We start from the raw sequence: 18529 nt of genomic DNA on the forward strand, positions 1-18529 counted from the left end.
GCTGGCGAGGGAGGGGGCTCAGCCCCCGTCACCTTCGGTGACTCCCCCGAGGTATTTGGAAAGAGAAGAAGCAGGACTTTCCACCGGAAGGCGGTTGCGCTAAGAGCCACTCCGTCGGGGCGTAGCGCAGCCTGGTAGCGCGTCTGTTTTGGGTACAGAAGGTCGTGAGTTCGAATCTCGCCGCCCCGACCACTCCGTAAATCGTCGCATGGTTGTCCGCCGGGGCGCGAATCTGCCGGGGCGCGATCTGCTGATCCGACTACATCTGGTGGGCGGTCAGCCAGATCCAACACCAGATGATGCGGTTTCGGGAATCATCAAGCGCCCAAAATTGGCGCAAATCCCGGCACGGAATTCCTTGGCGTTGTAGACCTGCAACGTTGCGTCATCGGCGTGGAAACAGCGCGGGGCACGGGGCGCGGCCGTCCCTCGCGGGTGAACCCGTTTACCAAAAACTCACGCTAAACCTCTTGTTCGCGTGGGGAAATCGATATCGTGGCCCGGCGCGGTCCGCATCCCGCTCCATCAGGGGAATCGGGGGGCCGTCCCGGGCGGCGTTTTGCCGTGATCCACAGAAAGCAAAATTTCTGTGGACAGCATTCCATTTCGAGTTGACCCAAAGCCCCCGATCACGCCAGTTTGTACGAGCCGAGTGACAGACCACAAAATCTAGTGGCCAAGGGCACGGCGAGGGACACAATCGCAAACAGGGTCCGCGAGCATTCATCGCGGCGATCCGGCGGAAGGCGACTTCCGCCAACGGGTGCGGTTTGTTTTCTCGTCAGACCTGAAACACCCGGCGTGACGATCGTGCCGGTCATTTCGCGTCAGACGGAAGGCCGGTGGCAACAACAAGACACCACGGGGCATCTTCCAAGATGAAAATCGAACGCAAGTTTACCAAGGCAGGTTTCGACGCGTACGCCGATATCGACTTCACGACGACGGTCTCCGAGATCCGGAATCCGGACGGCACGATCGTGTTCCGCAATGACAAGGTCGAGGTTCCGGCCAGCTGGAGCCAGGTCGCAAGCGACGTCATTGCGCAGAAATATTTCCGCAAGGCCGGCGTGCCCGCGCGCCTGAAGAAGGTCCGCGAGAAGGACGTGCCCGAGTTCCTGTGGCGCTCGGTTCCCGATGACGCCGCGATGGCGGATCTTGCCGAGGACGACCGCAAGACCGGCGAGCATTCGGCCAAGCAGGTGTTCGACCGCTTGGCCGGCGCATGGGCGTACTGGGGCTGGAAGGGTGGCTATTTCACCACCGAGGCCGACGCGCAGGCCTATTTCGACGAGATGCGCTTCATGCTGGCTACCCAGAAGGCGGCGCCGAACAGCCCGCAGTGGTTCAACACCGGCCTGCACTGGGCCTACGGCATCGATGGCCCGGCGCAGGGCCACTATTACGTGGACTACAAGACCGGCAAGCTGACCAAGTCGAAGTCGTCCTACGAGCACCCGCAGCCCCACGCCTGCTTCATCCAGTCGGTAAAGGACGATCTGGTGTCGGACGGCGGCATCATGGACCTGTGGGTCCGCGAAGCGCGGCTGTTCAAGTACGGCTCGGGCACCGGCACCAACTTCTCGTCGCTTCGTGCGGAAGGCGAGCGGCTGTCGGGCGGCGGCAAGTCGTCGGGCCTGATGGGCTTTCTCAAGATCGGCGACCGCGCGGCGGGCGCCATCAAGTCGGGCGGCACCACGCGCCGCGCCGCCAAGATGGTGATCGTCGATGCCGACCATCCGGATATCGAGGAATTCATCAACTGGAAGGTGAAAGAAGAGCAGAAGGTGGCGTCGATCGTCGCCGGCTCGAAGATGCACGAGAAGATGCTGAACGGCATCTTCGCGGCGATCCGGTCGTGGGACGGCAAGGAAGAAGACGCCTATGACACCGCCGTCAACGAGGGGCTGAAGAAGGCCGTCCGCGAGGCGAAGAAGGTCGCCATCCCCGAGACCTACATCAAGCGGGTGCTGGACTACGCGCGCCAGGGCTACGACTCGATCGAGTTCCCGACCTACGACACCGACTGGGACAGCGAGGCCTATGCCAGCGTTTCCGGCCAGAACTCGAACAACTCGATCCGGGTCACCGACGCCTTCCTCGACGCGGTGCGCAACGATGAAATGTGGCCGCTTATCAACCGGGTGGACGGCAAGGTTTCCAACGAGGTCAACGCCCGCGAGCTGTGGGAAAAGATCGGTCACGCGGCATGGGCCTGCGCCGACCCGGGCATCCAGTTCCACGACACCGTGAACGCGTGGCACACCTGCCCGGAAGACGGCGAGATCCGTGGCTCGAACCCGTGCTCCGAGTACATGTTCCTTGACGACACGGCCTGTAACCTTGCCTCGATGAACCTGCTGACCTTCTGGAAGGACGGCAAGTTCCAGGCGCAGGACTATGTGCATGCCACCCGTCTGTGGACGCTGACGCTGGAAGTGTCGGTGATGATGGCGCAGTTCCCGTCCAAGGAGATCGCGCAGCTGTCCTACGACTTCCGGACGCTGGGTCTGGGCTATGCCAACATCGGCGGCCTTCTGATGAACATGGGCCTTGGCTATGACAGCGACGAGGGCCGGGCGATGGGCGGTGCGCTGACCGCGATCATGACCGGCGTGGCCTATGCCACCTCGGCCGAGATCGCCGGTGAACTGGGCGCGTTCCCAAGCTACGAGCGCAACGCGGCCCACATGCTGCGTGTCATCCGCAACCACCGCAACGCCGCCTATGGCAAGGACGACGGTTACGAGACCCTTGCCGTCAAGCCGGTGCCGCTGGATCACGCCAGCTGCCCCGACAGCGAACTGGTCGCGCTGGCCGAGGCCGCGTGGGACGAGGCGCTGGAGCTGGGCGAGAAGAACGGATACCGCAACGCGCAGACCTCGGTCATCGCGCCGACCGGCACCATCGGTCTTGTGATGGACTGTGACACCACCGGGATCGAGCCCGACTTCGCCTTGGTGAAGTTCAAGAAACTGGCCGGTGGCGGGTACTTCAAGATCATCAACCGCTCGGTTCCCGCCGCGCTGGAAGGGCTTGGGTATTCCTCGGCCCAGATCGAAGAGATCGTGTCCTACGCCGTGGGCCACGGCACGCTGGGCAACGCGCCGGGCATCAACCACACCGCGCTGATCGGGCATGGCTTCGGCGAGGCGCAGATCGAGAAGATCGAGGCGGCGCTGCCGTCGGCCTTCGACATCCGCTTCGTGTTCAACCAGTGGACGCTGGGCGAAGAATTCCTGACCGGCCCGCTGGGCATTCCGGCCGAGAAGCTGTCGGATCCGAACTTCAGCCTGCTGGCGCATCTCGGCTTCACCAAGCGTGACATCGAGGCCGCCAACGACCACGTCTGCGGGACGATGACGCTGGAAGGGGCGCCGCATCTCGATCCGGCGCACTACCACGTGTTCGACTGCGCCAACCCCTGCGGCAAGAAGGGCAAGCGGTTCCTGTCGGTGGAAAGCCACATCACGATGATGGCCGCCGCCCAGTCGTTCATCTCGGGTGCGATCTCGAAGACGATCAACATGCCCAACGACGCGACGATCGAGGACTGCCAGAAGGCCTATGAACTGTCGTGGTCGCTGGGGGTGAAAGCCAACGCGCTGTACCGTGACGGGTCCAAGCTGTCGCAGCCGCTGGCCGCCGCGCTGATCGAGGATGACGACGAGGCCGCCGAGGTGCTGGAAACCGGCACCCCGACCGAGAAGGCGCAGGTGCTGGCCGAGAAGATCGTCGAGAAGGTGATCGTCAAGGAGATCATCAGCCGCAATCGCGACAAGCTTCCCGAACGCCGCCGGGGCTATACCCAGAAGGCGGTCGTGGGCGGCCACAAGGTCTATCTCCGCACCGGCGAGTACAACGACGGCAAGCTGGGCGAGATCTTCATCGACATGCACAAGGAAGGCGCTGGCTTCCGGGCGATGATGAACAACTTCGCCATCGCGGTGTCGGTGGGCCTGCAATACGGCGTGCCGCTGGAAGAGTTCGTCGACGCCTTCACCTTCACCCGGTTCGAGCCGGCGGGCATGGTGCAGGGCAACGAGACGATCAAGAACGCGACGTCGATCCTCGACTACATCTTCCGCGAACTGGCCGTGTCCTATCTCGACCGCACCGACCTTGCGCATGTGAAGCCTGCGGGCGTCACCTTCGACGAGCTTGGCCGTGGCGAGGAAGAGGGCAAGCGCAACTTCACCGAAGTGCCGGAAAGCGCCGGCGCCTCGCCCTTCGAGGTGCTGAAGCAGGTGGCCTCCGCCGGCTTCACCCGCAAGCGTCTGCCGCAGGAACTGGTCGTGCTCCAGGGCGGTCAGTCGGGTGCGGTGGCGCTTGACGGGGCGGGCGATCCGGTCGCGACGTTGCAGACGCTGGTGCCCGAGGTCGGCGACAGCTTTGCCAGCGGCGCATCGGCGACGGCGGTGGCCAGCGGTTCGATGTCGATGGACGCGCGGACCAAGGCGAAGATGCAGGGCTACGAGGGTGACCCCTGTGGCGACTGCGGCAACTACACGCTGGTGCGCAACGGCACCTGCATGAAGTGCAACACCTGCGGCGCCACGTCGGGCTGCAGCTAAGTTTCGGACCGGGGCGTCGCGCTTTTCCCCAACCAACAACCCGCGACGCCCCCGTCCACCCGCTGGCCCGGCGGTAAATGGGCACGAACAGGGAGGGACGGGCTATTGTCCTTGCCCACCTTGACCCGGGGTGAGTGCGCTTGCCCTGAATGCAGGTCGGGCCGCAGGCAGAAACCGGGCGGTACGAACGATGAGTCCGATCGGCAAAACTGGGGCGCCTCCGGGCGCCCCGATTTCTTTTTTGGTTTCGATATTTAGAAAAGATATCAGCGCGCTGCCTTTGGCTCTTGATGTATCGCGCGAAGGCGGGTGGAAATTATTTACCTTGGGTAAGGTTTTCCGGAGTCGGCGCTGTCATCAAACCGTCATATCCTGAGGTCTCGGAGCTGGAGGAGTAATCCGATGATCAAGCGTTCCATTCCCGACCTTCTCGAAGGTCGTCCCCTTGTATCCGTGTCGCCTGACCAGACTGTCAGGGATGCCTGCACCGTCCTGGCCGCGCACGACACCGGTGCCGTCGCCGTTATGCAGGGCGGGAAACTGGCCGGGATTCTCAGCGAGCGGGACGTGATCCGCAAATGCATCTGCGCCGGGCGTCCGACGGCCCAGACCGCCGTGTCCGAGATCATGACCGCGAACCCGGTGACCATCCGGCTGAATGCCTCGGTGGCGGATGCCTTGCAGGCGATGCTTGACGGCGGGTTCCGGCATTTGCCGGTGATGAATGGCCCGGACGAGGTGGCCGGGGTGCTGGCGATGCGGGATATCCCGACCGAAAACCGGTTGCTGGTGGAACGCTATCGCGAATACAAGGGCCCTCCGCCGCGTGACGCGCTTAGCCCGGACATGGCCCGAGGCAAGGCCGGACCTTCTGACAATCAGTTGATCGCGTCGGACGGAACGATTTGAAACCGTCCCGCTGCGGCGTCCGTAGCTTGTTGTAACCGGAGACGATGTGTTTCCGGCGTTAACTGGTAAACGGGAGGTACCCCCCAATGTTCAAGACACTCGCTTCTGCCGCCGCCATCCTGACCGCGACCGCAGGCTTTGCCGCCGCTCAGGGCAACCCCACCGTCGGCGGCGCGCCGATGATGGCCGACATGACCATTGCCGAGAACGCGTCTGCCGCGCCGAACCTGACCACTCTGGTCGCCGCCGTGACCGAGGCGGAGATGGTCGAAACGCTGATGGGCGCCGGTCCGTTCACCGTGTTCGCGCCGACCAACTCGGCCTTCGCGCAGATCAACGCCGCCTCGCTTGAGAAACTGCTGGCCAACAAGCCTCAGCTTCAGCAGGTGCTGGGCTGCCATGTCGTCGCGGCCGAGGCGTTTTCGCAGGACATCGCCGGGATGATTGCCGCTGACGGCGGCATGCACCCGGTCGAGACCGTCGGCGGCTGCACGCTGACCGCCTACATGGAAGGCGGCATGCTGAAGCTGAAGGACGAGAATGGCCGCGTGGCGACCGTTACCGTGGCCGACGTCGACCAGTCGAACGGCGTGGTTCACGTGATCGACACCGTCCTGATCCCGGCGGGTCAGGTTCAGTAAGTTCCCGACATTACTGAATGCGAAAGGGCGGCCTCGTGCCGCCCTTTCCTGTTGTGCGGGTGCCGTGTGCGGCGATCAGACCGCGACGGCCACGTCCCACGCCTGACCCACGGGGGCGGCGTCCTTCAGGCCCAGCCGGGCGCGCAGCGCGGCGGGCAGCAGGCGGGCACTGGCCACGCGGGGCATCGACATCTCGGCAATCGCGCGATCCTCGCCGAAGCGGGCAAGGTATTCGGCGTGGTTGTCATAGGCCGCGCGTCCGCTCGCCTCGACGAAGCTTTCGGTTGCCGCACCGTTGGCCAGCAGGACCTCGTGGTGGGCGGTCTCTACGTGGTAGACGGTGACCTCGGCGTTGCGTTGCTCGGCCAGTTCCAGACGGATCGTCTTGCCGTTCACCAGCGCGGCGGCGTTGACCAGCATGCCGTCCAGCACCATCGCGTGCTCGGCGGTCACGGTCAGTTCGCGATGCGGCAGGCCGTTCCCCAGCGCGCCGGCCGAAATCTTCACCAGATCGCCCTGCGGGTACAGGCCGTGGATCATGCGGAAGGTCTGCTTGCCGACCCACAGCACCTCTTCGTCGCGACCATCGGCGGTCAGGACACGGTCACCGGCGGCCAGCGTGTCGATCCGGACCTCGCCCGACGGGGTCGCGATCAGGGTGTCGCCCGCAAAGCAGTTGGCAACGGCAACGTCCGAGTTTTCTGCGGCGGCCATGCCCGACACGAAGTCGGCCGGGTCAAGTTCGCCCGCGTGCGGGATGAAGATCGAGGTCGGGGTGTGGGTGTACGAGTACAGCGCATAGGTCTCGCCGTCGATCTCGACCGTATAGCCAAGGTACTCGTTGCCGGCGTCGGGGTAGAAGATGTAGTCGCCGGTCGATGCGGTGTCAGAGTCGTCGGCGTCATAGACGGTGCCGCCGCTGCCGTACTCGTAGGCGCCGCTGAAGGTCAGCGTGTAGCCAGAGCCGGTGTCCGTCAGAACGTAGTCCGAGATAATGATCGTGTTGGAAAACGTGGCGTCTGCCATGTTCGGTCCTTTCCGTGAGATTGTGCGAGAATGCCAGACTGTGGCGGCTGGCTGCGCGCACACTCCCGGAACGGAGCATCGTCACGTGGCTTAAGCTAAAGGCCCGGTCCGACAGGGCGATTCCCCCGTCGTCGACGAAAAAGTTAACATGCGTTTAACGGTTCGGGAAGAATGTCCGACGGAAAGAGTCGGGTAGTTTACTTCACGTTTTCAACAATTCGGCACGTTTACCGCGAGTCCGCCCAGAGAAGTCTCTTTATACTTGTGGCTCATGTCGTTGCCGGTCTGCCGCATCGTCTCGATGGCGGCGTCCAGAGGCACAAGATGCGTGCCATCTCCGCGCAGGGCCAGCGACGCGGCGGACACCGCCTTGATCGCGCCCAGCCCGTTGCGCTCGATGCAGGGGACCTGCACCAGCCCACGCACGGGATCGCAGGTCATGCCAAGGTGATGCTCCAGCGCGATCTCGGCTGCGTTCTCGACCTGCTCGGGGGTGCCGCCCATGACGGCGCACAGGCCTGCCGCCGCCATCGCCGCGGCGCTGCCGACCTCGGCCTGACAGCCGCACTCGGCGCCAGAGATCGAGGCGTTGTGCTTGACCAGCCCGCCGATCGCGGCGGCGGTCAGAAGGAAGTCCGGCATCTTCGACGGCCCGGCGCCCGGCACGTGATCCAGCCAGTAGCGGATCACGGCGGGCACCACGCCCGCGGCGCCGTTGGTGGGCGCGGTGACGACCTGACCGCCGGCGGCGTTCTCTTCGTTCACCGCCATGGCATAGACCGACATCCAGTCGTTGATGACATGCGGTGCGGCAAGGTTGGTGCCGCGCTCGGCCTCCAGCCGGTCCCGGATCGCGGCGGCGCGTCGCTTCACGCCCAGCCCGCCCGGCAGGATGCCATGCGCCTCCAGCCCCCGGTCCATGCAGTCCCTCATCACCTGCCACACCCGCGCGATACCGTCGTCCAGCGCGGCGCGGCCGATGCGGCTAAGTTCGTTGGCGCGTTTCAGATCGGCCACCGACTTGCCCTCGCGGGCGCACATTTCCAGCATCTCGGCGGCGGACTTGAACGGGTAGGGGACGGGCGGGCCGTCGTCGGTGTCCTTGCCGCGCGCCAGTTCCGCCTCGGTCAGAACAAAGCCGCCGCCCACCGAATAGTAAGTCTCTTGCAGGATCACGTCGCCCTGCCGGTCTGTTGCGGCGACGGTCATGCCGTTGGCGTGGCCGGGCAGGGGGTCGCCGTAGTCCAGCACCACGTCCGTCTCCGGGTCCAGCGCCAACGGCGACAACCCCTCGGGCGTCACGGTCCGGGTCTCGGCGATCTGTTTCAGCACGCGTTCGGCGGCTTCGTGGTCATAGTCCTGCGGCGTGAACCCGGCGAGGCCAAGGATAACAGCGCGGTCGCTTGCGTGGCCGATCCCGGTGAAGGCCAGCGAGCCATAAAGCCGCGCCTTCAGGCCGTGCGCGGTAAAGGCCGAGCCGCGCAGCGTGTCGAGAAACCGCGCCGCCGCCACCATCGGCCCCATCGTATGCGAGGACGAGGGGCCGACGCCCACCTTGAACATGTCGAAAACGGAGATGAACATCGCACGCCTTTCCCTGTTCCTTCCGTGGTGCCAAAGCCGGGCCGCCAATGCCACGCGAAAAGCGACCGGTTGGCGAGGGCGGGCGGCAAGGGCAGGGGAATTGGGTCGTTGGCAGGCGCTATGCCTGCGGTGCCGTCACCTCACCCGTCGGGACGGGTCCAAACGAAAACCCCCGCCGGGATCATGCAAGCCGCCTGTATCGCGATCAGGTACAACTCCAGTCCCATCAGCACCGACAGCATCAGCACCGCGCCCATGGTCGACACCGCCATGATCTTGGCGCGCCGTGAGATGGCGCCGGTCTCTTCCCAGCGGCGGATGTGGGGGCCGAAATGCGCGTGCTCGATCAGCCATGCCCGGGCGCGGGGCGAGCCCTTGCCAAAGAGGAACGCGGCGAGGATCATGAAGGGCACCGTCGGCAGGACGGGCAGCACCACGCCGACCATGCCAAGCGCGACCGCGATCCATCCCAGCGCCAGAAAGACATGCCTGCCCATCGTCTTCGTCCCTTGCCTTCTGAAACCCCATCATAGCCCGCTTGTGCGGCAGGGCGAACCGGCCATGCGCGAGGCGCGACCCGGCGCTGCGTCAAAGCGGGAAATCCGCACTCGCACCCCGGCGTCTTCTTGCCTATAACGCCGGGGACTTTCAGGGGAGCTGCCAAAGAATGAACGGAGACCTTTCGCCCATCGACACCGCAAAGTTCGTCGCCGCCAAACGCGCGGTGGAGTTCGTCGAGGACGGGATGCGCGTGGGGCTGGGCACCGGCTCGACCGCCGCGTGGATGGTCCGCTGCCTGGGTGAACTCGTGCGCGAGGACGGGCTGCGCGTGAAGGGCGTGCCGACGTCGACCCGCACCGCGGAACTGGCCCGCAAGGTGGGGATCGACGTGATCTCGCTGGACGAGGCGAAGTGGCTAGACCTTACCATCGACGGCGCTGACGAGTTCGACCCGGATCTGAACCTGATCAAGGGCGGCGGCGGCGCACATCTGATGGAGAAGATCGTGGCGACCGCCTCGGACCGGATGATCGTGATCACCGACGCGACCAAGAAGGTCGAGACGCTGGGCAACTTCCCCCTGCCGGTCGAGGTCATTCCCTTCGGCTGGCAGACCACCAAGGCACTTGTGGAGGAGACACTGGCCGGGCTCGACGTGCTTGGCCAGACCACGACGCTTCGCCTGAACGGCGAGGCGCCCTTCCTGACCGACGAAGGGAACTACATCGTCGATCTGCACCTCGAACGCATCGCCAATCCCCGGCAGCTTTCGCTGGTGCTTAATCAAATTCCGGGCGTGGTCGAGAATGGCCTGTTCATCGACATCTGCGACGTGGTGGTCATCGGCCATGGCGACGGGCGGGTGGAAGTGAACGACATCAACGCGGGCACGCACGAGGAGGACCGGATCGAATTCGCCGAGAGCGACAATATGTTCTCGGACCTATCGGAGTAGAATCAGAACCATGTCCTTCGACTACGACCTATTCGTCATCGGTGGCGGGTCCGGCGGCGTTCGCGCCGCACGGACCGCCGCGCAGGAAGGCGCCAAGGTGGCGCTTGCCGAGGAATACCGCCTTGGCGGCACCTGCGTCATCCGGGGCTGCGTGCCCAAGAAGCTGATGGTCTTCGCCTCGTCCTACGCCCAGCGGATGAAGGATGCGCAGGCCTACGGCTGGGACGTGACGCCCGGCGAGTTCTCGTGGCCGGATTTCCGCAAGAAGCTGCACGCCGAACTGGACCGGCTGGAAGGCGTCTACGGACGCCTGCTGGAAGGCTCGGACGTCGAGGTTCATGCGCAGCGCGCGAAGGTCAAGGACGCCCACACGGTCGAACTGGCGGACGGCTCGACCTTTTCGGCCAAGCACATCCTCGTGGCCGTGGGCGGCCACCCGGTGCGCCCCGACATCCCGAATGCCGAGCTGGGGATCGTGTCGAACGACATCTTCCTGATGGAAGAGATGCCGAAATCGGTGCTGATCATCGGCGGCGGCTATATCGCCTGCGAATTCGCCTGCATTCTCAACGGGCTGGGCGTGAAGGTCACGCAATTCTACCGCGGCGCCCAGATCCTGCGCGGCTTCGATGACGAGGCCCGTGGCCTGATCGCCGAGCAGATGCGCGCACAGGGCATCGACCTGCACTGCGGCACCAACATCGTCGAGATGGCGCCCGCCGATCACCACGACGAGACCGCCGACACCGAGGCGGTGATGGAAGAGCCCGTCGGGCTGACCAACATCGGCGACAAGACACTGGGCAACAACCCGGAAAGCGCCACCTCCGAGGACGCGGGCAAACCGGTCTGGGTCAAGGCGACCAACGGCTCGGAAGGCGTGTTCGATCACGTGTTCTTCGCCACCGGCCGCGCGCCGTCGGTCGAGGGGCTGGGACTGGAAGAGCTTGGCGTGAAGATCGGCCGCCGGGGCGAGATCGTGGTCGACGACTATTCGCAGACCTCGGTGCCGTCGATCTACGCCATCGGCGACGTGACGGGCCGCATCGAACTGACGCCCGTGGCGATCCGCGAGGGGATGGCCTTCACCGAGACCGTGTTCAAGGGCAACCCGACGAAGCCGGACCACGACCTTGTGCCGTCCGCGATCTTCACCCAGCCGGAATACGGCGCGGTCGGTCTGACCGAGGAACAGGCGCGCGATCAAGAGCCGATCGAGGTCTATGCCACCTCGTTCAAACCGATGAACCACGCCTTCGCGGGGCGCGATGACCGGGTGCTGATGAAGCTGATCGTCAGCCAGGAAACCCGGAAGGTTCTGGGATGTCATATCGTCGCGGACGACGCGGGCGAGATGATCCAGCTGGCGGGTATCGCCGTAAAGATGGGTGCCACGAAGGAAGACTTCGACCGCGTTTGTGCGGTACACCCGACCATGGCGGAGGAACTCGTCACGATGAAGTCACCGACGAGAACCAGCTGAGCTTCGGCTTGATTTCGGGCGGTCCTGCGCACAGGTAGCTAGGAACGCTGATACGGCAAGGGAAGGAAAAAGACGTAGATGGCCAATAATTCAGGCGGCCCCTGGGGCGGAGGAGGCGGTAATCGCGGGGGTGGTGACGACGACCGCCGTCCCGCAGGCGGGCAGGGCCCGCGCCGTCCGGGCGAAAGCTCGCAGATCCCCGAGATCGACCAGATCATGAAAAAAGGCCAGGAACGTCTTCGCGTTCTCATGGGCGGGCGCGGCGGCGGCCGTCCGAACGGGCCTAACGGCACCGGCGGCGGTGGCGGCTTCCAGTTCACCCGCGGCACGCTGGGCATCGGCGCGCTGGTGCTGGTGGCGCTGTGGCTGTTCAGCTCGCTGTACACGGTGAAACCGGAAGAACAGTCTGTCGAACTGTTCCTTGGCCGGTATTCGGCAATCGGCAATCCCGGCCTGAACTTCGCGCCGTGGCCCTTCGTCACCGCCGAGGTGCTGCCGGTCACGCGCGAGCAGACCGAGAACATCGGCACCGACAATTCGCGCTCTGGCGACGCCGGCCTGATGCTGACCACCGACGAGAACATCGTCGACCTCGATTTCCAGGTGGTGTGGAACATCAACGACCCGGCCAAGTTCCTGTTCAACCTGCGCGACCCGTCCGAAACAATCCGTGCGGTGTCGGAATCGGCCATGCGCGAGATCATCGCGGCCTCGCAGCTGGCGCCGATCCTGAACCGTGACCGGGGCATCATCGCCGACAACGCGCAGGCGCTGATCCAGGCGACGCTCGACAGCTATGACGCCGGGGTGAACATCATCCGCGTCAACCTCGACAAGGCGGACCCGCCCGCCGAGGTGATCGACTCGTTCCGCGAAGTGCAGGCCGCCGAGCAGGAGGCCGACCGCCTTCGCCGTCAGGCCGACGCCTACGCCAACCGCGTCCTCGCCGGCGCCCGCGGTGAAGCCGCCCAGATCCTCGAAGAGGCCGAAGCCTACCGCGCTCAGGTCGTCAACGAGGCCGAAGGTGACGCCAGCCGCTTCCTCGCCGTCCTGACCGAGTACCGCAACGCGCCCGACGTGACGCGCAAGCGCCTGTACCTCGAGACGATGGAGTCGGTGTTCGGCGACGTCGAGAAGATCATTCTCGACGACAACGTCTCTGGCAGCGGCGGCAACGGGCAGGGGGTCGTTCCCTACCTTCCGCTGAACGAACTGCGCCGCGGCGCGGACACCTCGTCGGCATCGCAGTAAGGCAGGGAGGACAAGACCATGCGTAAGACAACCTTCATCCTTCCCGCCATCGTGGTGCTTCTGGCGCTTGTCGGCTCGTCGATCTTCATCGTCGACGAACGCGAAAAGGCGCTGGTGCTGCAATTCGGCCAGATCAAGCGGGTCAAAGAGGACCCGGGCCTGTCGTTCAAGATCCCCTTCATTCAGGAAGTGGTCACCTACGACGCCCGTATCCTCAGCCTCGACACCCAGCAGACCGAGGTGACGCCGTCGGACGACCGCCGCCTGGTGGTTGACGCCTTCGCCCGTTACCGCATCTCGGACGTGGTGCAGTTCCGGCAGGCCGTCGGCGTGGGCGGCATCCGCTCGGCCGAGGACCGGCTGGAATCGATCCTGAACGCGCAGATCCGCGCGGTTCTGGGTTCCGAGGGCGTGACCTCGAACACCATCCTGTCGGCCGACCGCTCCGAGCTGATGACCGAGATCACCGAACAGGCCCGCATCCGTGCGCGCTCGCTTGGGATCGAGGTGATCGACGTGCGTCTGAAGCAGACCAACCTGCCGTCGCAGAACCTCGACGCCACCTTCGCCCGGATGCGAGCGGAACGTGAACGCGAGGCCGCGGACGAGATCGCCCGCGGTGAAGAGCTTGCGCAGATCACCCGCGCGCAGGCCGATCGTACCGTGGTCGAGCAGGTGTCGAACGCCCGCCGCGACGGCGAGATCATCCGCGGTGAGGCCGATGCCGAGCGGAACCGCATCTTCGCCGAGGCCTTCACGCAGGATCAGGACTTCTTCGAGTTCTATCGCTCGCTGACGGCCTACACGCGGTCGATCAACGGCGACAACTCGACGCTGGTGATCTCTCCGGACAGCGAGTTCTTCGACTTCCTCGAAAGCTCGACAGGCCGCAACGGCACCGTCACGCCGCCGCCCGCCGCCGCGCCCGAAGGGGCCGACGCCGAGGAGGAGGCCGCGACGGACGAGGCTGCGCCGGACGCGCCCGCGGCACCGGATGAGGCGGAGGCCGAGCCCGAAGCCGACGCCGAGGATCCGGCCGTGGACGCCGAGCAGAACGGCTGATGTCCACGCTTGTCCTGGCCCTGGGCCTGGTACTTTGCATCGAGGGGCTGGTGTTCGCACTGGCCCCTTCGCGTATCGAGGACCTGTTGCGCTCGCTGGCCGAACTCCCGGTCGAAACCCGCCGCGCCATCGGCCTCGCCGCGCTGGCGGCCGGCGTCCTGCTGGTCTGGCTGGCACGGCAACTGGGGGCGTAGGGGCGGGGGTGCGCCAGATCACAAGATCGGCGGCATAGACCTGCAATACCCATGCTGGCAGCACCGGTTCAGCCTGAGCCAGCCGACCTGACGCGAAGACCAGCATGCGACGCGGCGGCGCGTTGAGACGTGAAGTGTCGAAGACCATCCCCCGGTCGGCGGCCAGTACCGCCTGGCGGATCAAGGGCTGGTTCCGGTCATAGCGGGCGCGGATCTTGTCCTCGGGCACATCGTGGCCGCCTTCTTCCCGGCGGTCCCGGACCCGCGCGACCGACAGCGCCGCGCCCTCCACACCCACATGCATCACCACCACAAGATACCCGCGTGCCTTGGCTATGCGGATGATCTCCAGCTTTGAAGGGTGTGAAAAGACCGTCTCGGTTGCAAAGCTCTGCCCGGCGTCCAGCAATTCGGCGCGCCGCGCGTCGGCGATCCGGGCAGCCGCGTAGGACGCCTCCATCGAGGCATCGCGCAGTTCCTCGCGCTGGATCAGGTCGGCATTGACGAAAGGACCCGCGAAGCTCGGGGCGACGCGGGTCTCGTAAAGGGTGGTTTTGCCTGCTCCGTTCGGCCCGGCCAGCAGAACGAGGCCCGGCCTCATGCCGCGCTGTCATCCTTCGCTCGCACGATGTTGCCGGCAGCATCCAGACCGACACCCCGGCCAAGTCTCACGCGCCGGGCGAAGAACGCGGCTTCGTCTTCTGCCGCTTCACCCATCTTCTCGGTAAAGGCGTCGAGCCAGGCGTCCTCTTCTTCCGGACGCAGTTCCGCGACGTCGAGCCGTCCCTCGAGTGCTGCCGTTATCCGCGCGTGATCGAATGCGCCCGAAGACTCGATGGCGCGTCCGATCCGAACCCAGTGCGTGATCTGCCCCGCAACGGACCTGCTTTGCAGCTCCGCTTCGCGGCGGATCAGGGCCATGATGTCATCGGCAAGTTTCACGGATTGCGCCATTCGGGCCTCCTGCTCTTGTTGGAAGGTAGCAAAATGCCACCTCTTTTTCAAGCGCGGGCGACCAGCGCCGCTTGCCGCCTCACCTGCGCCCTGACACTGTGCGCGCATGAAGACCCCCGCGCTTGAAATCCGCCCCGCCGAAATGCCCGATCTTCCGGCGGTGCTGGACCTGTACCGGCACCTCAATTCCGACACCGACCGTCCGTCGGTCGCCGAGGCGGAAGCCGTGTTCGAGCGTTTCCTCGCCTACGCGGGCAGCGTGATCCTGCTTGGGCTGATCGGCGGCGTGCCGGTGGCGTCCTGCACGCTGGTCATCGTGCCGAACCTGACCCGCGGCGCGCGGCCCTATGCGCTGGTCGAGAACGTGGTAACCCACGCCGACCATCGCCGCAGGGGATTTGGCCGAAAGGTGCTAGACGCCGCGTGCGATGCGGCGTGGGCGGCGGGGTGCTACAAGGTCATGCTGATGACCGGCTCTACCCGCCCCGAAACGCTGGCGTTCTACGCCCGCGCGGGATTCGAACAATCGAAGACCGGCTTCCAGAAACGACGCGGTTCGGGGCTGTTGCCCGGCTGACGTGCCAATCGGCCCGCAATCACCGCCCTTTTGCCGATCCGCACGCGCCAGCGCACAGGCTGGGCGCAGCCAATCCACCCAAGTGTTGCGCCCCCGGCCTGAAAAGCTCGGATAATTAACGAATTGGAAGCAATTCTTCGCCTTCCTTCCAGACGGGGCTGGCGCGGCGTCCCGCGGCGTGCGACAGTTTCCGTTACATGATCCTCACGTGGTCTTGAGACTTTGCGACGGGGGTTTGTGTTGTGCATTTTCGCACCTAGGTGAATGTTCCGACGCACAGGACGTCCCGGCCGTATTCCCCGCCGGGAATACAAGCAAACGGAGAGACGTGTGAAACCTCAGGCAATCACAATCCAACGACAGGCCGCCGACGCGCGATGGATGCGCGCCGCGTGGATCTCGTTCCTGGGTCTGGCCCTGCTTCTGGCGCAGGCCCTCGTCGCGACCGCGCAGACGCGGCCCGACAGCTTCGCCGACCTGGCTGAACGGATCAGCCCCTCGGTGGTGAACATCACCACCTCCACGAGCGTCGCCACAAACGGCGTTCCCAGCCCCGTCGTCCCCGATGGCTCGCCCTTCGAGGACTTCTTCCGCGACTTCATGGACCGCAACCAGGGTCCCGACCGTCCCCGCCGTAGCCAGGCGCTGGGCTCGGGCTTCGTGATCTCGGAAGACGGCTATATCGTCACCAACAACCACGTCATCGAAGGCGCCGACCAGGTCACGATCGAGTTCTTCTCGGGCGTCGAACTGGACGCCGAGATCGTGGGTACCGACCCCAACACCGATATCGCGCTGCTGAAAGTGGAAAGCGACACGCCGCTGCCCTTCGTCACCTTCGGCGACAGCGACACCGCCCGCGTGGGCGACTGGGTGATGGCCATGGGCAACCCGCTGGGGCAGGGCTTCTCGGTCTCCGCCGGGATCGTCTCGGCCCGGAACCGGGCGCTGTCGGGCACCTATGACGACTACATCCAGACCGACGCCGCCATCAACCGCGGCAACTCGGGCGGCCCGCTGTTCAACATGGACGGCGACGTCATCGGCGTGAACACCGCAATCCTGTCGCCCAACGGCGGCTCGATCGGCATCGGCTTCTCGATGGCCTCGAACGTGGTGACCCGCGTGGTCGACCAACTGCAAGAGTTCGGCGAAACCCGCCGCGGCTGGCTGGGCGTGCGGATCCAGGACGTCGACGCCGACATGGCCGAGGCGCTGGGTCTCGAAACCGCCTCGGGCGCAATGGTCACCGACGTGCCCGAAGGTCCCGCGATGGAAGCGGGCATTCAGGCCGGTGACGTGATCACCAGCTTCGACGGGACCGAGGTCGAGGACACGCGCCAGCTGGTCCGCGTGGTCGGCAACTCGCCGGTCGGCAAGGCCGTGCGCGTCATCATCTTCCGCGATGGCGAAACCCAGACCCTGATGGTCACGCTGGGCCGCCGTGAAGAAGCCGAGGGCGCGGTGCCCGCCTCGATCGAACGTCAGGCCGAGCCGGTCGAACAAGAAATCCTGGGCATCACCATCTCGACGCTGAACGACGAACTGCGCGAGCAGCTGGGTCTCGACGACACCGCCACCGGTCTTGTGGTCACCGCCGTCGACGAGATGAGCGAAGCCTACGAGAAGGGCCTGCGCGCGGGCGATCTCGTGATCGAGGCCGGCCAGCAGAAGGTGCAGTCGGTCGAGGATCTCGAGGACCGCATCGCCGAGGCGCAGGACGCCGGCCGCCGCTCGCTGCTGCTGCTGGTCCGCCGCGAGGGCGAACCCCGCTTCGTCGCGCTGACGCTGGAAGACAGCTGACGGCGACCGGAACGTGACACGAAAGGGCGCCTCCGGGCGCCCTTTTTCGTCTCCGAGACCTCGCCGCCGCCGCCGGGGGGGCGCCATTCCCGCCCCCTGCTTCTTCTCTTGCAAAATACCTCGGGGGAGCCGCGCAAGGCGCGGCGGGGGCAGAGTCCCCGATCGTCCGTGCAAGGCACCAAGGCCCATCGCCGTCTGGCCAAACCCCGTTCGATGGGGCAACCCTTGGCGGTGATGATGGGAAAACTCCGACACCTCTACGAAGGCCACAGCCCCGGCGCCTACCGGTTCCGCTATGGCCTGCTGGCCTTCGACCTGCTGACCGTGATCTTCGTCGTGGTGACCTCGTTCTTCCCCCGGTCCCGCGGGGTCGAGATCGCGGACGCGCTGTTCGGGGTGGTGATCCTCGCCGACTTCATTGCCCGTCTGGCGATCGAGAAGCAGAAGCTCCGCTGGTTCCTGCGCCCGCCGGTCTGGGCCGATATCATCGCGCTGGTGTCCTTCCTCGCGCCCATCGCGGGCGAAGGGTTCGGCTTCCTGCGCATCCTGCGCACCTTGCGGCTGCTGCACACCTACCAGATCCTGTCGCGGCTGCGGCAGGACTTCCCGAAGTTCCGCGAGTTCGAAGAGGTCACGCTGGCGGCGATCAACCTCGTGGTGTTCCTGTTCGTGACCACCGGGCTGATCTACGCGCTGCAGGTGGACGACAACCCCGACATCCGCAACTACGCCGACGCGCTGTATTTCACCGTCACCACCCTCACCACGACCGGCTTCGGCGACATCACCCTGACCGGAACGACGGGGCGGATGCTGTCGGTGGGGGTGATGATCTTCGGCGTGACGCTGTTTCTGCGGCTGGCGCAGGTGCTGTTCCGTCCGACCAAGGTTCGGGTGGAATGCGAGACCTGCGGTCTGGCGCTGCACGACGCGGATGCGGTGCATTGCAAGCACTGCGGCGCGACGATCCACATCGACACGGAAGGCGAGCTGTGACGGCCTGACGGTCCATCCG

General features: G+C 65.4%; 15 protein-coding genes, 1 tRNA gene and 1 pseudogene. 12 read left to right on the forward strand and 5 right to left on the reverse strand.

The window, feature by feature from the left end; all coding sequences use genetic code 11:
• Positions 1-115: 115 nt before the first annotated feature.
• The 4 genes from ACP156_RS04290 (at position 116) to ACP156_RS04305 (ending at position 6124) form a co-directional block, all read left to right on the forward strand.
• A tRNA-Pro gene (locus ACP156_RS04290) sits at positions 116-192 on the forward strand.
• Positions 193-878: 686 nt separating this feature from the next.
• Entirely contained in the window at positions 879-4574 is a 3696-nt protein-coding gene (locus ACP156_RS04295; protein ID WP_425050064.1) for a vitamin B12-dependent ribonucleotide reductase, read from the forward strand.
• Between the two features lie 402 nt (positions 4575-4976).
• Positions 4977-5483, forward strand: a complete 507-nt coding sequence (locus tag ACP156_RS04300) for a CBS domain-containing protein (protein WP_425050065.1) — start codon at positions 4977-4979, stop codon at positions 5481-5483.
• 86 nt (positions 5484-5569) lie between these two features.
• On the forward strand, positions 5570-6124 hold the full coding sequence (locus ACP156_RS04305) for a fasciclin domain-containing protein (RefSeq protein WP_425050066.1): 555 nt from the start codon (positions 5570-5572) through the stop codon (positions 6122-6124).
• A 75-nt stretch (positions 6125-6199) separates the two neighbouring features.
• On the opposite strand, the gene ACP156_RS04310 is transcribed toward ACP156_RS04305, so the two are convergent.
• From ACP156_RS04310 to ACP156_RS04320, 3 genes are all read right to left on the reverse strand, one after another.
• A complete protein-coding gene (locus ACP156_RS04310) occupies positions 6200-7150 on the reverse strand; it encodes a Hint domain-containing protein (RefSeq protein WP_425050067.1) in 951 nt (316 codons plus the stop codon).
• Between the two features lie 210 nt (positions 7151-7360).
• Positions 7361-8734, reverse strand: coding sequence for an L-serine ammonia-lyase (locus ACP156_RS04315; protein ID WP_425050068.1), 1374 nt, complete (start codon positions 8732-8734; stop codon positions 7361-7363).
• 140 nt (positions 8735-8874) lie between these two features.
• Entirely contained in the window at positions 8875-9231 is a 357-nt protein-coding gene (locus tag ACP156_RS04320) for a YbaN family protein (protein ID WP_425050069.1), read from the reverse strand.
• Positions 9232-9401: 170 nt separating this feature from the next.
• On the opposite strand from ACP156_RS04320, the gene rpiA reads away from it, so the two are divergent.
• The 5 genes from rpiA (at position 9402) to ACP156_RS04345 (ending at position 14180) form a co-directional block, all read left to right on the forward strand.
• Entirely contained in the window at positions 9402-10190 is a 789-nt protein-coding gene (rpiA, locus tag ACP156_RS04325) for a ribose-5-phosphate isomerase RpiA (protein WP_425050071.1), read from the forward strand.
• A gap of 10 nt (positions 10191-10200) precedes the next feature.
• The gene (locus ACP156_RS04330) at positions 10201-11673 is read left to right on the forward strand and encodes an FAD-dependent oxidoreductase (RefSeq protein WP_425050072.1); all 1473 of its coding nucleotides are present in this window, start codon (positions 10201-10203) and stop codon (positions 11671-11673) included.
• A gap of 78 nt (positions 11674-11751) precedes the next feature.
• A complete protein-coding gene (gene hflK, locus ACP156_RS04335) occupies positions 11752-12924 on the forward strand; it encodes an FtsH protease activity modulator HflK (protein ID WP_425050073.1) in 1173 nt (390 codons plus the stop codon).
• A gap of 18 nt (positions 12925-12942) precedes the next feature.
• Positions 12943-13986 carry a protease modulator HflC gene (gene hflC / locus ACP156_RS04340; protein ID WP_425050074.1) on the forward strand — a complete coding sequence of 348 codons (1044 nt, stop codon included), beginning with the start codon at positions 12943-12945 and terminating at the stop codon, positions 13984-13986.
• Entirely contained in the window at positions 13986-14180 is a 195-nt protein-coding gene (locus ACP156_RS04345) for a DUF2065 domain-containing protein (RefSeq protein WP_425050075.1), read from the forward strand. Before hflC ends, ACP156_RS04345 begins: the two co-directional genes overlap by 1 nt.
• A gap of 253 nt (positions 14181-14433) precedes the next feature.
• Here ACP156_RS04345 and ACP156_RS04350 read toward each other — a convergent pair.
• Both ACP156_RS04350 and ACP156_RS04355 read right to left on the reverse strand, forming a co-directional pair.
• A pseudogene (locus ACP156_RS04350) lies at positions 14434-14781 on the reverse strand (zeta toxin family protein); the annotation flags it as partial.
• A complete protein-coding gene (locus tag ACP156_RS04355) occupies positions 14778-15134 on the reverse strand; it encodes a TA system antitoxin ParD family protein (protein ID WP_425050076.1) in 357 nt (118 codons plus the stop codon). The gene ACP156_RS04355 and the pseudogene ACP156_RS04350, both read right to left, overlap by 4 nt.
• A gap of 106 nt (positions 15135-15240) precedes the next feature.
• On the opposite strand from ACP156_RS04355, the gene ACP156_RS04360 reads away from it, so the two are divergent.
• The 3 genes from ACP156_RS04360 (at position 15241) to ACP156_RS04370 (ending at position 18510) form a co-directional block, all read left to right on the forward strand.
• Positions 15241-15711, forward strand: a complete 471-nt coding sequence (locus tag ACP156_RS04360) for a GNAT family N-acetyltransferase (protein WP_425050077.1) — start codon at positions 15241-15243, stop codon at positions 15709-15711.
• A gap of 381 nt (positions 15712-16092) precedes the next feature.
• Entirely contained in the window at positions 16093-17514 is a 1422-nt protein-coding gene (locus ACP156_RS04365) for a Do family serine endopeptidase (RefSeq protein ID WP_425050819.1), read from the forward strand.
• Positions 17515-17748: 234 nt separating this feature from the next.
• Entirely contained in the window at positions 17749-18510 is a 762-nt protein-coding gene (locus ACP156_RS04370; RefSeq protein ID WP_425050820.1) for an ion channel, read from the forward strand.
• Positions 18511-18529 lie beyond the last annotated feature (19 nt).

It is taken from the genome of Psychromarinibacter sp. S121 (assembly GCF_049801035.1).
Lineage (GTDB): Bacteria > Pseudomonadota > Alphaproteobacteria > Rhodobacterales > Rhodobacteraceae > Psychromarinibacter.

Excerpts from the sequence above, each read along its gene's own strand:
- ACP156_RS04310 (WP_425050067.1), bottom strand. The coding sequence starts at position 7,150 with ATGGCAGACGCCACGTTTTCCAACACGATCATTATCTCGGACTACGTT.
- ACP156_RS04360 (WP_425050077.1), top strand. The coding sequence starts at position 15,241 with ATGAAGACCCCCGCGCTTGAAATCCGCCCCGCCGAAATGCCCGATCTT.
- ACP156_RS04355 (WP_425050076.1), bottom strand. The coding sequence starts at position 15,134 with ATGGCGCAATCCGTGAAACTTGCCGATGACATCATGGCCCTGATCCGC.
- ACP156_RS04365 (WP_425050819.1), top strand. The coding sequence starts at position 16,093 with ATGCGCGCCGCGTGGATCTCGTTCCTGGGTCTGGCCCTGCTTCTGGCG.
- hflK (WP_425050073.1), top strand. The coding sequence starts at position 11,752 with ATGGCCAATAATTCAGGCGGCCCCTGGGGCGGAGGAGGCGGTAATCGC.
- ACP156_RS04370 (WP_425050820.1), top strand. The coding sequence starts at position 17,749 with ATGATGGGAAAACTCCGACACCTCTACGAAGGCCACAGCCCCGGCGCC.
- ACP156_RS04305 (WP_425050066.1), top strand. The coding sequence starts at position 5,570 with ATGTTCAAGACACTCGCTTCTGCCGCCGCCATCCTGACCGCGACCGCA.
- ACP156_RS04345 (WP_425050075.1), top strand. The coding sequence starts at position 13,986 with ATGTCCACGCTTGTCCTGGCCCTGGGCCTGGTACTTTGCATCGAGGGG.
- ACP156_RS04320 (WP_425050069.1), bottom strand. The coding sequence starts at position 9,231 with ATGGGCAGGCATGTCTTTCTGGCGCTGGGATGGATCGCGGTCGCGCTT.
- ACP156_RS04330 (WP_425050072.1), top strand. The coding sequence starts at position 10,201 with ATGTCCTTCGACTACGACCTATTCGTCATCGGTGGCGGGTCCGGCGGC.
- ACP156_RS04315 (WP_425050068.1), bottom strand. The coding sequence starts at position 8,734 with ATGTTCATCTCCGTTTTCGACATGTTCAAGGTGGGCGTCGGCCCCTCG.
- hflC (WP_425050074.1), top strand. The coding sequence starts at position 12,943 with ATGCGTAAGACAACCTTCATCCTTCCCGCCATCGTGGTGCTTCTGGCG.
- rpiA (WP_425050071.1), top strand. The coding sequence starts at position 9,402 with ATGAACGGAGACCTTTCGCCCATCGACACCGCAAAGTTCGTCGCCGCC.
- ACP156_RS04295 (WP_425050064.1), top strand. The coding sequence starts at position 879 with ATGAAAATCGAACGCAAGTTTACCAAGGCAGGTTTCGACGCGTACGCC.
- ACP156_RS04300 (WP_425050065.1), top strand. The coding sequence starts at position 4,977 with ATGATCAAGCGTTCCATTCCCGACCTTCTCGAAGGTCGTCCCCTTGTA.